Origin of the sequence: Bombilactobacillus apium, assembly GCF_013385145.1 — a bacterium.
GTDB classification, from domain to species: domain Bacteria; phylum Bacillota; class Bacilli; order Lactobacillales; family Lactobacillaceae; genus Bombilactobacillus; species Bombilactobacillus apium.
The window spans coordinates 67,056-82,051 of sequence record NZ_JABZEC010000006.1; the positions used below are offsets into that span (position 1 = coordinate 67,056).

Below are 14,996 nucleotides of genomic sequence, written 5' to 3' on the forward strand. Positions count from 1 at the left end.
AAGAAATCTTTGAAGAGAATTTGTTTACCCCAATCACCTCAACTTCTGTTAATTTGACAATTTAGTTTTACCGCAAATAAAAAAGGATGAATTAAGTTTTCATCCTTTTTTGAATTATTCAGATCTATTTATGGTGCTGTTGCTTACCAGCATTTCGTTGGCGATTGCGTTGATGTTGTTGCTCATTTTGAGGGCTAGGAGCTTTGGCAGGAGAATCATTACTAGTAGCTGGGGTTTGAATCATGGCTTGAAGTTTTTCTTCATCGACAACGGTTACCACAGGAGTTTGTTTTAGTTCTTGATCGACCTGTTTTCGAACCCGAGGAGTCAAAATGTAATCACTAATCAGTTGTTGAATAATGATGATGATACCCCCGATTAGGAAATAGAGACCCAAAGCGGCGGAAGAAGCGACACTGATGAAGAAGGTCATTGCTGGGCTAACGAATAACATGGTTTTCATCTGTTGGCGTTGTTCTTCAGGGACACTTTTGAGCATCATCCAACTTTGCAGGACATAGAATAATGTAGCAATAATGGCGATGATTAGACTCGGTTTGGAAAGGGGAATGCCTAAAAATTGAGCTTTAGAAATTTCTGTGGAATATTGTACAGCCTGATAAATAGCAATAAAAACTGGAAATTGGAGTAAAAGAGGAAGACAGCCGATTCCCCCAGTCAATTTAATATTATTTTTTGAATAAACCTGCATCATTAATTGGCTGATCTGAGCTTGGGTAGCCTGATCGGTTGCTTCTTTTTGATACTTTTGAATTAATTTTAGTTGCGGTTGAATTCCCTTCATCTTCTCTTGTTGGACAATCGATTTTTTTTGTTGCATTAGAGATAAAGGTAGTAAAATAAGGCGGACAACAAAGGAAATAATGATAATTCCCCAAGCATAACCATTGGCTCCCCCAATAGTTTGCGAAGTATATAAGATTAAATGCTGGAAGGGAGTTGCCAAATATTGGTATAAGAAACCATACGGCCCACCTGTTGGTGGTTTGGCGTTGCCACCACCGAGACCAGCATTGGAACAAGCTGAAGTTACTAAGGTTAAAGCTAAAATAAGCGATCCTAAAAGTCCGGTTTTGTAATTTTTCTTCATTTAATTCTCCAGTTTAGTTGGTTTAAGATAATGCAAATTTTGTATAAGTAGCTAGAGGTCGACTTTGAACTTGAACATCAGTGACCTGAGCCCATTTAGTTGGTCCTTGCTTGATAATTTCAAGAAAAGTTAATAGCTGGGTGGCCGGTCCCTGAGCCTCGATATGAACTCGACCATCGTTGCAATTTTCTACACCACCCAAGATTTGATATTTTTGAGCGTAAGTATAGGTTGCGTAGCGAAAGCCCACACCTTGAACTTGACCATAGACATCAATACTGAAATGTTTTATCAATTTTAGTTTCCCCTCACTTACACATTGATTACAATGTTATTATAACTTTTAAGAACATGCAAACTAAAATCTTTGTTTGCCGGTTATTAAGGAAGGGTTCATTTATGCAATATTTGGCTTCACCGAAAAACAATTCAATTAAAGAACTAAAAAAATTAGCTACTGCTCGTGGGCGGCGTCGGCAAGGACGTTATTTACTGGAAGGCGAACATCTAGTTGAGGAAGCGTTACAGAATCATGCTGAAATTCAACAATTATATGTTACGACAAAATTTCTTCAACATGATCCTAAACACTTAGTAAAGCAACTATTTGATCAAACTACGGAAATTTCCGAAGCCGTGGCGCAAGAGTTAACAGCGACAGTTCATCCGCAGGGAATTTTTGCAGTTTTAACCTTACCCCAGGTCACTCTTCCCTCTGAACTTCATGGAAAATGGCTCTTGTTAGAACGAATTCAGGATCCGGGAAACTTAGGGACCATGATTCGGACGGCTGATGCTGCTGGACTTCAAGGAGTAATTATTAGTCCTGATAGTGCCGATGTTTGGCAATCAAAGGTCCAAAGAGCGATGCAGGGAAGTCAATTTCATTTACCAATCATTACTGCTGAGTTAGCACCAATGATTCGCCAATTGAAACAAGAAGCTAATTTAACAATCTTGGGAACTCTGGTAGATGCTCAGGCTCAAGATTACCAGAATTATCAAGCTCCAGCTGATTGGGCCTTAATCATGGGCAATGAGGCTGGGGGTCTGACAGAGGCTACGGCGCAGTTGACTGACCAAAATCTGTATATCCCTTTGCGGGGACAGGCCGAGTCTTTGAATGTTGCAATTGCGGCGGGAATTTTGATGTATAGCCTTTAGGTTAAGAAAAGATTGAAATTATTTTCTAAAAGTTTTAAAATAAGAGCAACGACTATGAAGGAACGTAGTAACACGAAGCGGTTTTTATTTAGTGACAGTTGATAATAGTGAGAACAATTGATTAACTTTCGTGTGAATTCAGTCTGGAGTCTGAGACGTTGGTCAGCGTTATTCGACAATTAAGTGTGGAGTCTTATTTGAAGACTGCAAACTAGGGTGGTACCGCGAGCTTCGTCCCTTTGAGGGACGGGGCTTTTTTCTTTCTCGTAAATAAATTGACGAGAAGGGTGAGAAAGGAACTGGAGGAAATTATGGAATTAAAAACGCTCCTAACTGACTTACGTCAGAATGGTTTACAACAAATTACAACAATTGATAGCTTGGATAAATTAAATCAAGTCCGGGTCCAACTCTTGGGAAAAAAGGGAAAATTAACCCAAGCTTTACGGCAAATGAAAGATTTATCGGCGCAAGAACGCCCCCAAATAGGAGCTTTAGCTAATAGTATTCGCGATGACCTGAAGGCTGCTTTAACTCAGGTTCAGGAAGATTTAGAGTTAGAAGCTACTCAATCTCAATTGGCCCAAGAAAAGATTGATGTTACTTTGCCAGGTCGGACGCGCCACCAAGGACATAAACATGTTATTAATCAAGTGATTGATGACATTGAAGCCTTGTTTATTGGTTTAGGTTATCAGGTGATTAATGGTCCGGAAGTCGAAGAAGATCATTATAACTTTGAAATGTTGAATTTGCCCAAGGATCACCCGGCTCGAGACATGCAAGATACTTTCTACATCACTAAAGATATTTTGATGCGAACTCAAACCTCACCTGTTCAGGCCCGGACCATGGAAAAACATGATTTTAATCAAGGCCCTTTGAAAATGATTAGTCCGGGAAAAGTTTATCGTCGAGATACCGATGATGCCACGCATTCACACCAATTCAATCAAATCGAAGGTTTGGTGATTGATAAACATATTACAATGGCTGATCTCAAGGGAACCTTAGAATTATTGGCGCGGCATATCTTTGGTGCAGAACGCGAAATTCGCTTGCGACCAAGTTATTTTCCCTTTACTGAACCTTCAGTAGAAGTTGATATTTCTTGCTTTGCTTGCAGTGGTGCTGGTTGTCGGATTTGTAAGCAGACTGGTTGGATCGAAGTTCTTGGTGCCGGCTTAGTTCATCCTAATGTCTTGACTAATGCTGGTGTTGATCCCCAAGTCTATGGTGGTTTTGCCTTTGGTTTGGGACCTGATCGTTTTGCAATGTTAAAGTATGGAATTAACGATATTCGAGAATTCTATTTGAATGATGTTAGATTTTTAGAACAATTCCAGGGAGAGTAGATATAAATGAAGATTTCGACAAAATGGTTAGCACAATATGTAGATTTACCTGAAACTCCCACTGCGATTGCTGAACGGGAATCTGTGACCGGAATTGAAGTCGATGAGATCATCCAACCTGACGCCGGTTTAAAGAATCTAGTAGTTGGGAAAATTACAAGCTTAGAAAAGCATCCCGATTCTGATCACTTAAAAGTTTGTCAAGTTGAAGTGGGTGAAACCGAACCACTCCAGATTGTCTGTGGAGCTCCCAATGTGGCCGCTGGCCAAACGGTGATTGTGGCTTTGAATGGAGCCCGTGTTGCTGGGAATACTAAAATCAAACGCGGTAAGTTTCGGGGGGTGGAATCCCAAGGAATGATTTGTTCTCTGCAAGAAATTGGTTTTGACGAAAGTGTTGTTCCGGAAGCTTTCAAAGATGGAATCTATGTTTTCCCAGCTGAAGCTAAATTGGAATTAGGTCAATCAGCTTCAGCCGCTTTAGGAATGGACGATACGATTTTAAATTTTGATACAACTCCCAACCGGGCGGATGCTTTAGGGATGCGGGGAGCCGCTTGGGAAGTAGCGGCAATGTATGATCGTAAGCCACATTTTCCCCAACCGACAGTCCAAGAAACAAGTCCCCAAACAGCAGAATTATTAGAAGTTCAAATTCAAGATCCAGCCTTAGCTTCCAGTTATCGAACCCGAATTGTCCAAAATGTTCAGGTTCAGGCAAGTCCTCTTTGGTTGCAAATTAAACTTTGGAATAATGGAATTAAGCCAATTAATAATGTGGTTGATGTAACTAATTATATTTTGTTAGATTATGGCCAACCTTTGCATGCGTATGACTTTGATAAATTAGGTAGTAAGAAATTAAATGTTCGCCTAGCCCAAGATGGAGAACAATTTGCCGCTTTAAATGGCAATGAATATGAATTAACGGATCAAGATATCATTATTTCCAATGATATTAAGCCAATCGGTTTGGCCGGAGTGATGGGTGGAGCAAGTACGATGATCGAAGCTAAGACGCAAAATGTAGTCTTAGAAGCTGGTGTTTTTAATCCTACTCGAATTCGGAAAACAGCTCAACGGCATAATTTACGCACAGAAGCTTCCTCTCGATTTGAAAAAGGGGTTGATTTAGAAGCCACTGCAGAAGCTTTGGATATGGCAGCCCAAATGTTGCAAGAATTAGCTCAAGGACAGGTTTTGCAAGATCAATTAGTTGCGATTCAAGCGCCTTTAAATCCTGCGGAAGTTACAATTCAGCCAGCTCGAATTAACCATATCTTGGGAACTGAAATTTCGTCGGCTGAAATGACCGCCATTTTCAAGCGCTTAGGTTTTGAAGTTCGCCCTGAAGATGATAAATTGTGTGTGATTGTACCTTTAAGACGCTGGGACATCAGTATTGAAGCCGATTTGGTAGAAGAAGTAGCCCGAATTTATGGCTTTGATAAATTGCCGAGCACTTTGCCTGTGAGCTCGCAAACAATTGGTAGTTATACCCCGCAGCAAAAATTTATCCGTCACGCGAAGCAAGTAATGGTAGAATTGGGATACGATGAAGCTATTAGTTATTCTCTCTTAACCCAAGACCAAGCGGAGGCTTTTGCCTTAGAGCCAGCAGCTTTGACGAAGGTTAATTGGTCGATGACGCATGATCATGAGTATCTTCGGCTGAATTTGATTAGTGGCTTACTAGATAATTTATTATATAATGTAGCTCGTAAGCAAAATAATGTTGCTTTATTTGAGCAGGGCCGTGTATTCCCGAAGCCGAACGTTGAAACCGTCCGTCCCCAAGAAATTGAATATTTGGCTGGGGTTTTGACCGGTGAAGTTGTTCCCGCTTCTTGGCAGGAAGCTAAACGTCAAGTTGACTTTTACGATGTCAAAGGCGATCTTGAACAACTACTTACTAGCATGAATCGGAAGGGAAAAGTTAGTTTCGTTGCGACAGACCAAATTCCCCAACTCCATCCGGGACAAACAGCTTGGGTTAAGCTTGATGAAGAAACTATCGGTTTTATTGGTAGTTTGCATCCGGCTTATGCCAAGAAAAATGGACTTCCGGTAACAGTTGTCTTCCAATTGAATTTGGATCGGATCATGGCCGCACCTGCAAAAATAGAAGTTTCTCAAGCAACTCCGAAGTTCCCGGCAGTTAGTCGAGATATCGCGGTTGCCGTGGCTCAAGAAGTGACGAATGCTCAGTTGATAAAAGTAATTCAAGAAAATGCTGGTCCAGACTTAATTACTGTTCATCTTTTCGATATTTATGAAGGTAATTTGGCAGCAAGCCACAAAAAGTCCATGGCTTATCAACTAACATTCCAAAATTCGGAAATGACGCTTACTGATACTCTTGTTAATAAGTGGATGACGGATGTTCAAACCGCCTTGGAGACAGAATTAGCAGCGCAAATTCGGTAACTTTATTTTGTTTAAGGTTAGAATCTTAATCTATTTGTTAACAAATAGATTAGTCTTTGGAGGATTAATTTGTGGCTAATTCAGACCCTAGTCAGCAGCAACCGGATAAGTTGCAAACTGCAGCCCAACGTAAGCAAGAATTTCAACAAGAAAAAAGTGTCGTCAATCGGATCGTTTACTGGATTTTGGGAATTATCGTTATCTTGATCTTGACGCTTGGTGTTTTGGGCTATAATTTTGTTAACGAATCATTGCAGCCGTTTGATCGCAAAGATCAGCAGGAGATTGAAGTTCGAATCCCAATTGGCTCCTCAAACGGACAAATTGCGGCCAAATTACAGGAACACAAGATTATTCGAAATGCGACGGTCTTCAATTACTACGTTAAGTCGCACAATTATACTGATTTTCAGGCGGGGTATTATACTTTTAAACCGTCGATGACTTTAACCCAAATTATTGCTCGACTACAAAAGGGTGGTAGTTCTGAACCAACAGGATCTGTAGTTCATACGGTATTGGTCAAAGAAGGGGTAACCATTGACCAAATCGGAGATGTTGTTGCGAAACGAACGAGCTATTCCAAAAAACAATTTTTACAATTAATGAAAAATTCGAAGTTTCTTAAAGAAATGCAGCAACAGTATCCCAAGCTATTAGATTCGACAATGGCGGTAAAGGATATTCGTTATCATCTGGAAGGTTACCTGTTTCCAGCAACCTATTCTTACTATCCAGGGATGTCCTTGAAACAGTTGGTTAAGCAGATGTTGAATAAATCTAATCAAGAGTTGACCCCATTTTTAGATGAAATCAAAGATAAACATTTGACAGTTCAACAGACTTTAACCCTCGCCTCTCTAGTAGAACGAGAAGGGGTTACAAATACTGATCGGCGCAAAATTGCCGGCGTTTTCTTCAACCGGATCGATAAAGAAATGCCGCTCCAATCTGATATTTCGGTAATGTATGCCTTAAATAAGCATAAACGCAGTTTGACTAATAAGGATACTAGTGTAAAATCACCGTATAACTTGTATAAAAACAAGGGCTATGGTCCCGGACCATTTAATTCACCGAGTTTAGCTTCGATTCAAGCAGTTTTGAATCCAGCTGAACGCGATCGAGGTTATCTCTACTTTGTAGCGAACTTGAAGACTGGGAAAGTTTACTACTCAACTTCGTACTCGCAGCATTTAGATACCAATTCTCAGTTAGATCAATAATTTTAGAGACTGGCAGGACCCTTGTCAGTCTCTTTTGATAGGAGTTATGCAAATTGGGTTTCCAACAGACAACGAAAAAACCGTTAATCATTGGAGTTAGTGGGGGGTCAGGGAGCGGGAAAACCACAATTGCTCAGCAGCTGGTCCAAGCTTTTGATGCTGAATCGATTGCCTTATTACAAATGGATTCGTATTATAAGAAGTTGGATCTACCTTATGAACAACGCAAAGAACAAAATTTTGATCATCCCTTAGCTTTTGATTTAGATTTACTAGTTGCTGATTTGCAAAAGTTGTGTCAATTTCAAGGGATCGAGGTTCCAATTTATGATTTTGTTGCTAGTAATCGAACAATAAAGACTCACCATCAAGAACCGGCAAGCGTGATTATTTTAGAAGGTATTTTAACTCTCTATGATCAACGTTTGCGGGACTTAATGGATATTAAAGTTTTCGTCGAGACGGCAGATGATTTGCGTCTTATTCGCCGAATCAAACGAGATGTTAATGAACGAGGCTACACCTTAGAGACAGTCTTTAGTCAATATTTAGAACATGTTCGTCCCATGTATCAACAATTTATTGAACCCACCAAACGATTTGCTGATTTAATTATTCCTGAAGGCGGCGCTAATAAAGTTGCCATTGATTTATTGATTTCTAAAATTAAGTATTTAATTCACGAGCAATCGAAATTACAGTAGGACTTTTATTTGACATATTTTGATTGTATTGCATAATGTTAATAATCTAAGAATAATGGGGTGTAACAATTGGCTGAGAAAAGATACCCAATGACAGCTGAGGGCAAACAAAACTTAGAACAAGAATTGGAAGATTTGAAATTAAAGAAACGGCCAGAAATTATTGAACGAATTAAGATTGCCCGGAGTTTTGGGGATTTATCGGAAAACTCGGAATATTCTTCGGCAAAGGACGAACAAAGTGTCGTTGAATCAAGAATTTCAGAGATTAAAACTATGTTGCAGTATGCTGACGTGGTGGATGTCAACGATGTTGATTCAAATGAAGTTTCGGTTGGCAAATCAGTAACTTTCCAAGAAGAAGGTGAAGAACCAGAAACCTACAAGATTGTTGGTTCCGCTGAATCAGATCCTGATCAAGGAAAAATCAGTAATGATTCTCCAATCGCGAAATCATTAGTTGGAAAAAAAGTTGGCGATGAAGTGATGATTGAAACGCCAGCGGCTAGTTTTCAAGTTAAAATTATTAAAGTTGAAAATTAGAATTTAGTTGGCTTTCAAATCGTTTTCATGCTAGGATGAATTGGGTGATATAAATGAAGATGACAGTCAGTACAGCGGCACAAGAGTGGTATCAAACTAACTTGGACTTAAAATCGGGAGATGGAATTCATTTCTACGGGAAAGTCTATGGAAAGACTAATGTTCATGAGGGGTTTTCAATTGCCTTTCGACCAGAAAAACCACAAAAACCGTTTTATGAAGTTCAATATCAGGAAATTAGTTATTTCTTTGACGATATTGATGAATGGTTCTTTACTGGTTATGATTTGGAAATTGATTATGACGCCAAACATGATAGTCCTAGCTATACTTTTGTAGCGGAAGCTTAAAGACGACTTTTGCAATTTGCATATTGCAAGTTGTCTTTTTTTGTTATAATAATCAACGTAAGTCTACCTTGAGGAGAGTTTTCCGTGAAATTACTGGAACGTTTTAAGAAATCTAAAACTACCCAATTTTTACTACCATTTCGGCTGAATTTATTATTAGTAATTGTCTTTTTGCTATGTGCCTTATTAATCGGCCAATTAGCTAATTTACAGCTATTAAATGGTCATAAATTTCAGGCTGAGGTGGAACTGTCCGATCGGACGGTAATTAAAGGAAATGTACCACGGGGGTTGATTTATGATTCCAAGGGGCGGTTAATCGTGGGAAATGAACCAAACAGTGCGATTACCTATACCAAGAGCGGTAACGTTAAGGCTAAGGATATGTATCAGATTGCTAATCGTTTGCAGCATTATGTGCATATTGAAGCCGATAATTTAACCGATCGAAGTAAAGCTGATTATTATTTGGCTGACAAGAAAAATTATAAGCGAATTTATAAGCAGGCCACTAAGGGAATGGACAAGGAAGCAATTAATGCCTTAACCGATAAGAAGCTTTATAATCGCTTATTAAAAGTTGTTCAGCAGCGTGAAATTACCTATACGCCGGAACAGATTCAAGCTGCAGAAATTTTTCAAAAGATGAATGCTGCTTATCAATACTCAACTGTCTATATTAAAAACAATAAAACCACCCCGAAAGAAGTGGCGGAAGTTAGTGAACATCAAATCGAATTACCCGGGATTCAAGTTGGAATTGATTCCCAGCGTTCTTACCCGATGGGAGATTCGATGACCAGTGTGATTGGGAAAGTCTCTACTGAAAAACAGGGCTTACCAGATGATCGGATCAACCAGTTACTAGCTCAAGGCTATTCTCGCAATGATCGTGTGGGGACGAGCTATTTGGAACAAGAGTATGAACCGATTTTGCGAGGTAGTAAGTCTAAAACGCAAATCTCTGTTGGATCAAATAATCGTCTGACAGATTCGATTCAAAAGTATAAAGGTGCCCAAGGACTTAATCTGAATTTGACGATTGATTCTGATTACCAAAAGAAAGTGGATCAGGCCTTGAAGTCGACTTTTGCGTCGGCCCAATCTAATGGAGTTACCCAATATTCTGATGGGGCCTATGCAGTTGCCTTAAATCCCCAAACTGGCGCAATTTTAGCAATGTCAGGTGTGCACTACAATCCCAAAACCAATAAAGTGACGGATGATTCTTTAGGGGTTATCAATCGGACCTTTGTTATGGGGTCAGCAGTTAAGGGAGCCACTGTCTTGGGTGGATTAATGTCGGGCGCAATTAGTCCGACAGATAATGTCTTGTCAGATGAGCCGATTTATCTGCCAAGTACACCAATTAAAAAATCTGTCTATCCAATTGGAACTTTTGGATCTTTGGGAGCTTCGCAAGCTTTAGAGGTTTCTTCAAACATTTACATGATGCGCTTGGTTATGCGGCAGGGTCACGCAAAATATACTCCTCGCCAATATATTAAGATTGATCCTGATATTTTTCAGAAATTACGCAGTAACTATAATCTTTTTGGCTTAGGCGTAAAAACAGGAATTGATTTACCCGGCGAATCGGATGGTATTGAAGGACCAACGATGAGTGGTGGGATGGTTAAGGCTGGTTCTGCTTTGGATGAATCTTACGGGAACTATGACGCTTATACCTTAATGCAAATGGGACAGTATGTTTCAACCATTGCTAATGGTGGTTATCGAATGCGTCCTTATATTGTGCAGTCGATTCAAAAGAGTGAACGCGATGGTTCTCTGGGGCCGGTTATTAATCAAACTAAACCTCAAGTTTTAAATCAAGTGAACTTTACTCCAGCGCAGTTAGGAGTGGTCCAAACCGGATTCTATAATGTAGTTCATGGAAATAATGATTGGACAACTGCTCGTTCTTTGGCTAATATTAAACCAACCGTCGCTGGAAAGACGGGGACCGCCCAGTCTTTCTACTATGATGCCGATAACCCTAATAGTCCTAATCCACCTTCGACGATTACCTTGAGTATGGTGGCTTATGCTCCCGCGGATCATCCGACTTTAGCGATTGCGATTGTCCTGCCTAACTTGAGTAGTGAAAAAGGTGGCTATAATTTAACAATTGCCAAAAGCATGATAACTGATTACTTTAAGACAGAAGATAAAAAAGACGCAAAATAAATACTGGTCAAACGAGTTCAAAAATGATACGATAATGGAGTTGTTATATCACTCAGTTGATAAAGGAGCTCATTGTTTATGCGCGTTAATATTACACTTGAATGTACCGAATGCCACGAACGCAATTACTTAACTAACAAAAACAAACGTAATAATCCTAACCGGATGGAATTGAACAAGTATTGCCCTCGTGAACGAAAAGTTACATTGCATCGGGAAACTAAGTAAAAAAACAGCAGGTAGTTCCTGTTGTTTTTTTGTACAGTAAAGTCGAGAGTAGGTAAGATAATGGAGCGTTTTAGAAACACGAAAGTTGCTTGGGCGACTTATTTTCTGTTAGCACTTCAAATAGCTGTCTTTTTTTGGGAAGTCACTCATGGAGGCAGTACTAATGCTTTAACTTTAGTACAAAGTGGGGCAAAAGTTGACCTTTTGGTGGCTCACGGTCAATGGTGGCGGCTGATTACCCCCATGTTTGTGCATATTGGCTGGCAACACTTACTATTGAATGCGATAACTTTGTATTTTATTGGCTTGAATTTAGAGCCCCTATATGGCTCACTACGTTTTCTAATTTTGTATCTTTTAACAGGAATTGGCGGTAATCTGTTCAGTTTTGCTGTTGGTGCTAGTGGAATTAGTGCCGGAGCCAGTACCGCCTTATTTGGTCTTTTCGGCCTCTATGTGGCCTTAGGGGTCACTTTTCGAGAAAATCCTGTTATTCGGCAATGGTCGCGACAGTTTGGTGTCTTGATTATTCTCAACCTAGGTCTGGATTTATTTACTCCGGGAATTGATTTATGGGGCCATCTTGGTGGAGCTTTGACAGGATTAGGGCTTGGTTTAGTTACGAAAGTCGCTCAAATTCCTCCCGAAATCTCTAATTTATGGCGTATAATAATCATTGGATTTTTAATTATTATGGCTCTTGGTTTATATGGAATTGGGGTTGTGAAAGTATGAAAGAAACCAATATTCGCACCTTATACGATGTCCAACAAGTTCTCAAACAGTTTGGAATTTATGTTTATGTAGGCAAGAGAATTTGGGATATTGAATTAATGGCTCTAGAATTGGATCGGTTATATCATGAGCAAGTGATTGACCAGCCTACTTTTATAACCTGTAAATTGGTTCTCAACCGTGAACATGAGCTGGAAAAGAAAAAGGCAGGAATTATAGATGGATAAGAAATTAATTGGTATTGATTTAGGAGGGACGACCACCAAATTCGCGATTTTAACTCTCGCAGGAGAAGTTCAACAACGTTGGAGTATTCAAACTGATGTTTTAAATGATGGTAATAATATTATTCCCAATATCATTGAGACAATTAATCATCATTTGAAGATGTATCAAATGAGTCCCGAACAATTTTTAGGAATTGGAATTGGGACACCAGGAAGTGTTGACTATTCAACTGGAACTGTTGAAAGCGCCTTTAACCTTAATTGGGATCGACCAATCGCGATCAGACAAGAGATTGAAGCTGGAACTGGAATTAAAGTTATTGTTGAAAATGACGCTAACGTGGCTGCTTTAGGCGAACGTTGGAAAGGTGCTGGCGATAATGCTCTAGATGTTGCCTTTGTAACCTTAGGTACCGGAGTTGGTGGCGGAATTGTTCAAGGCGGTCACATTGTTCATGGTCACGGAGGTTCAGCTGGGGAAATTGGACATATGACTTTGGATCCGGCGGGCTACCAATGTACCTGTGGCAAAAAGGGCTGTTTAGAGACGGTTGCCTCAGCTACCGGTGTAGTCCGGGTAGCTCGCGATGCTGCACAAGAATATGCTGGTGATTCTCAACTAAAGGCTAAACTAGACGATGGCCAAGATATTACCTCTAAGGATATTTTTGATTTAGCAAAACAAGATGATCCTTTAGCACTTCGAGTAGTTGACTATGTCTGCAACCAGTTGGGATTAGCCTTAAGTGTTGTCGGAGTTACTTTAAACCCCGAATACATTATTATTGGCGGTGGCGTCTCTAATGCTGGTGACTTTCTATTAGAAAAAGTTGATACTGCCTATCAAAAATATGTTTTCCCCGCAGTTTCTAAAACCACGACTTTGAAATTAGCAACTTTGGGTAACGAAGCCGGCGTAATCGGCGCAGCTTCCTTAGTTTTAGATAATTAGTAGGGAGGAAACAAAGTGTCTTTTCTTAATTCGTTAATTTTAGTTATTTTAATTTTTGCAGTTTACTATGGTGGTTCATGGCTTTATTATTACTTACGGGCCCGGCAATTAGGTGGTGCCTTAGAAGAAGAAGAATTTGAATCAACCATGCGCAAAGCCCAATTAATTGATCTGCGTGAAAAGAAATATTTTGATTCGGGACATATTTTAGGAGCACGTAATTTACCTTATACTCAATTAAAAATGTTGGCTACAGAATTGCGCCCTGATTTACCGGTTTATTTGTATGAACAGGGTAGTAGTTTAAGCGTTCGAGCAGCTTTAAAACTTAAGAAAAAGGGTTTTACTTCCGTTAAATGGCTGAAACACGGTTATAGCGAATGGAATGGTAAAACTAAAAAAACTACTAAGATTTAAATATAAAGGTAAACAAAATTAAAGAGCGAATGGATTTTTCATTCGCTCTTTCGTGTATCAAATGGAATTATTTAACTGGAAAAAGGCATCTTGGTCACACTTATTGCTAATCCTACTAATTAAGAGTTAAATTAGTGCACGTGTGCGGAATGAGCCTTCCGATTAGCTCGGCGGCGGTTATCTTCAATCCGCTGGTCAGCCTGGGATTGGGGTTGAATAACCCTTTTCTTGTAAGTAAAAACTGATCCGGCAACTGCACCCGCAGTAGCTAAAGAACCGATGATGACCCCTTTGATTAAACTGCCTTTAGAACTCATAATGTTTACCTCCTTAAAGATCTACTTTTATTATCACCAACTTGAGTTCTAATTTCAACCAAAACTAACTTTTTACCTTAGTTGATGCTATTAGGAGAAATTTATGAAACCCAAAGCCATTATTATTTTAGGACCAACAGCAGTTGGCAAAACAGCTCTCGGCATTGAATTAGCCCAGCGATTTTCGGGAGAGATTATTTCTGGTGATTCCATGCAGATTTATCGCCATTTGGATATTGGCACGGCTAAAGCTACGCCGGCAGAAAGAAAACAAATTCCCCATCATCTTTTAGATATTCAAACGATTCAAGCAGATTATAGTGCCTACCAATTCCAACAAGCAGCCCAGAGGTTAATTATCCGGATAAATCAAGAGAAAAAATTACCAATTGTCGTTGGCGGAACCGGTTTTTACTTGAAAGCTCTCATTGATCATTTGAATTTAGGGGGCGAACACAGTACTGATCAGAACCATCAGATCCGCCAACAATTGGAGCGTCGTTTGCAGCAGGAGGGGGCGCAAGCTTTATGGCAAGAGCTAGCCGCCCAAGACCCAGAAGCAGCCGCAAAAATTCCTCCGCAAAATACGCATCGCTTACTACGAGCCCTGACGGTTTTGCAGTTAACGGGCCAAACTTTCAGTCAGCAATTAGCTCCTGAACAATCACTAGATTGTTTAATTTTAGGATTGACTGCGGATCGGAAATTATTGTATCAAAGAATTGACCAACGGGTGGAACAGATGGTGAATCAGGGGTTAGAGCAAGAAGCCCGCTGGTTGTATGAACGTCGTCAAGCTGCCGGTTCGGCCTTACAAGCTATCGGCTATAAAGAGTGGTTTCCTTATTTTGACGGAAGCCAAACTAAGGCGCGAACAGTGGAACTAATTCAACGAAATTCTCGTCGTTTTGCCAAACGACAACTAACTTATTTTCGGCATCAGCTAACAGTTCATTGGTTTGATTTATTAGAAGAACCCCAGCAGCGATGCCGCTTGGAGTTAATGGTTCAAAAATTTTGGCAAAAATAATATTTGATGTCAGGAAAGCT

Annotated in this window: 17 protein-coding genes; 14 read left to right on the top strand and 3 right to left on the bottom strand. The window is 39.9% G+C overall.

The features are described from left to right. Nucleotides 1-124: 124 nt before the first annotated feature. Both yidC and HU830_RS07070 read right to left on the bottom strand, forming a co-directional pair. Entirely contained in the window at nt 125-1,111 is a 987-nt protein-coding gene (yidC, locus tag HU830_RS07065) for a membrane protein insertase YidC (protein WP_176943070.1), read from the bottom strand. Between the two features lie 22 nt (nt 1,112-1,133). Then, nucleotides 1,134-1,406 (bottom strand): acylphosphatase, encoded by a 273-nt coding sequence (locus tag HU830_RS07070; protein WP_176943071.1) that lies wholly within the window; start codon nt 1,404-1,406, stop codon nt 1,134-1,136. Between the two features lie 104 nt (nt 1,407-1,510). Between HU830_RS07070 and HU830_RS07075 the strand changes: the two genes are divergently transcribed. From HU830_RS07075 to HU830_RS07135, 13 genes are all read left to right on the top strand, one after another. Continuing rightward, nucleotides 1,511-2,275 (top strand): TrmH family RNA methyltransferase, encoded by a 765-nt coding sequence (locus HU830_RS07075; RefSeq protein ID WP_176943072.1) that lies wholly within the window; start codon nt 1,511-1,513, stop codon nt 2,273-2,275. Between the two features lie 311 nt (nt 2,276-2,586). Continuing rightward, nucleotides 2,587-3,630, top strand: coding sequence for a phenylalanine--tRNA ligase subunit alpha (gene pheS, locus HU830_RS07080; RefSeq protein WP_176943073.1), 1,044 nt, complete (start codon nt 2,587-2,589; stop codon nt 3,628-3,630). A gap of 6 nt (nt 3,631-3,636) precedes the next feature. Further along, entirely contained in the window at nt 3,637-6,057 is a 2,421-nt protein-coding gene (gene pheT, locus HU830_RS07085; protein ID WP_176943074.1) for a phenylalanine--tRNA ligase subunit beta, read from the top strand. Between the two features lie 71 nt (nt 6,058-6,128). Continuing rightward, entirely contained in the window at nt 6,129-7,283 is a 1,155-nt protein-coding gene (gene mltG, locus HU830_RS07090) for an endolytic transglycosylase MltG (protein ID WP_176943075.1), read from the top strand. 53 nt (nt 7,284-7,336) lie between these two features. Then, entirely contained in the window at nt 7,337-7,987 is a 651-nt protein-coding gene (gene udk / locus HU830_RS07095) for a uridine kinase (RefSeq protein ID WP_176943076.1), read from the top strand. 69 nt (nt 7,988-8,056) lie between these two features. Beyond that, the gene (gene greA, locus HU830_RS07100) at nt 8,057-8,530 is read left to right on the top strand and encodes a transcription elongation factor GreA (protein ID WP_228765873.1); all 474 of its coding nucleotides are present in this window, start codon (nt 8,057-8,059) and stop codon (nt 8,528-8,530) included. A 53-nt stretch (nt 8,531-8,583) separates the two neighbouring features. Further along, entirely contained in the window at nt 8,584-8,880 is a 297-nt protein-coding gene (locus HU830_RS07105; RefSeq protein ID WP_176943077.1) for a HesB/YadR/YfhF family protein, read from the top strand. Between the two features lie 84 nt (nt 8,881-8,964). Next, nucleotides 8,965-11,070, top strand: a complete 2,106-nt coding sequence (locus HU830_RS07110; RefSeq protein ID WP_407647496.1) for a peptidoglycan D,D-transpeptidase FtsI family protein — start codon at nt 8,965-8,967, stop codon at nt 11,068-11,070. Between the two features lie 78 nt (nt 11,071-11,148). Beyond that, the gene (rpmG, locus tag HU830_RS07115; RefSeq protein WP_176943078.1) at nt 11,149-11,298 is read left to right on the top strand and encodes a 50S ribosomal protein L33; all 150 of its coding nucleotides are present in this window, start codon (nt 11,149-11,151) and stop codon (nt 11,296-11,298) included. Nucleotides 11,299-11,358: 60 nt separating this feature from the next. Beyond that, a complete protein-coding gene (locus HU830_RS07120) occupies nt 11,359-12,033 on the top strand; it encodes a rhomboid family intramembrane serine protease (protein ID WP_176943079.1) in 675 nt (224 codons plus the stop codon). An 11-nt stretch (nt 12,034-12,044) separates the two neighbouring features. After that, nucleotides 12,045-12,260: a YqgQ family protein gene (locus HU830_RS07125; RefSeq protein WP_176943161.1), complete on the top strand. Its 216-nt coding sequence runs from the start codon at nt 12,045-12,047 to the stop codon at nt 12,258-12,260. After that, complete coding sequence (locus HU830_RS07130) at nt 12,253-13,212, top strand: ROK family glucokinase (protein WP_176943080.1); 960 nt, start codon at nt 12,253-12,255, stop codon at nt 13,210-13,212. The genes HU830_RS07125 and HU830_RS07130 overlap by 8 nt, the downstream gene beginning before the upstream one ends. A gap of 15 nt (nt 13,213-13,227) precedes the next feature. Continuing rightward, on the top strand, nt 13,228-13,629 hold the full coding sequence (locus HU830_RS07135; RefSeq protein ID WP_176943081.1) for a rhodanese-like domain-containing protein: 402 nt from the start codon (nt 13,228-13,230) through the stop codon (nt 13,627-13,629). Nucleotides 13,630-13,760: 131 nt separating this feature from the next. Here the strand turns inward: HU830_RS07135 and HU830_RS07140 are convergent, their stop codons facing one another. Then, a complete protein-coding gene (locus HU830_RS07140; RefSeq protein WP_176943082.1) occupies nt 13,761-13,946 on the bottom strand; it encodes a DUF3042 family protein in 186 nt (61 codons plus the stop codon). 103 nt (nt 13,947-14,049) lie between these two features. On the opposite strand from HU830_RS07140, the gene miaA reads away from it, so the two are divergent. Continuing rightward, the gene (gene miaA / locus HU830_RS07145; protein WP_176943083.1) at nt 14,050-14,976 is read left to right on the top strand and encodes a tRNA (adenosine(37)-N6)-dimethylallyltransferase MiaA; all 927 of its coding nucleotides are present in this window, start codon (nt 14,050-14,052) and stop codon (nt 14,974-14,976) included. The last annotated feature ends 20 nt before the right edge of the window (nt 14,977-14,996 follow it).

Coding starts and splice junctions, on each gene's coding strand:
- HU830_RS07075 (WP_176943072.1), top strand. CDS start 1,511: ATGCAATATTTGGCTTCACCGAAAAACAATTCAATTAAAGAACTAAAA.
- HU830_RS07105 (WP_176943077.1), top strand. CDS start 8,584: ATGAAGATGACAGTCAGTACAGCGGCACAAGAGTGGTATCAAACTAAC.
- pheT (WP_176943074.1), top strand. CDS start 3,637: ATGAAGATTTCGACAAAATGGTTAGCACAATATGTAGATTTACCTGAA.
- miaA (WP_176943083.1), top strand. CDS start 14,050: ATGAAACCCAAAGCCATTATTATTTTAGGACCAACAGCAGTTGGCAAA.
- HU830_RS07140 (WP_176943082.1), bottom strand. CDS start 13,946: ATGAGTTCTAAAGGCAGTTTAATCAAAGGGGTCATCATCGGTTCTTTA.
- yidC (WP_176943070.1), bottom strand. CDS start 1,111: ATGAAGAAAAATTACAAAACCGGACTTTTAGGATCGCTTATTTTAGCT.
- rpmG (WP_176943078.1), top strand. CDS start 11,149: ATGCGCGTTAATATTACACTTGAATGTACCGAATGCCACGAACGCAAT.
- HU830_RS07130 (WP_176943080.1), top strand. CDS start 12,253: ATGGATAAGAAATTAATTGGTATTGATTTAGGAGGGACGACCACCAAA.
- HU830_RS07120 (WP_176943079.1), top strand. CDS start 11,359: ATGGAGCGTTTTAGAAACACGAAAGTTGCTTGGGCGACTTATTTTCTG.
- pheS (WP_176943073.1), top strand. CDS start 2,587: ATGGAATTAAAAACGCTCCTAACTGACTTACGTCAGAATGGTTTACAA.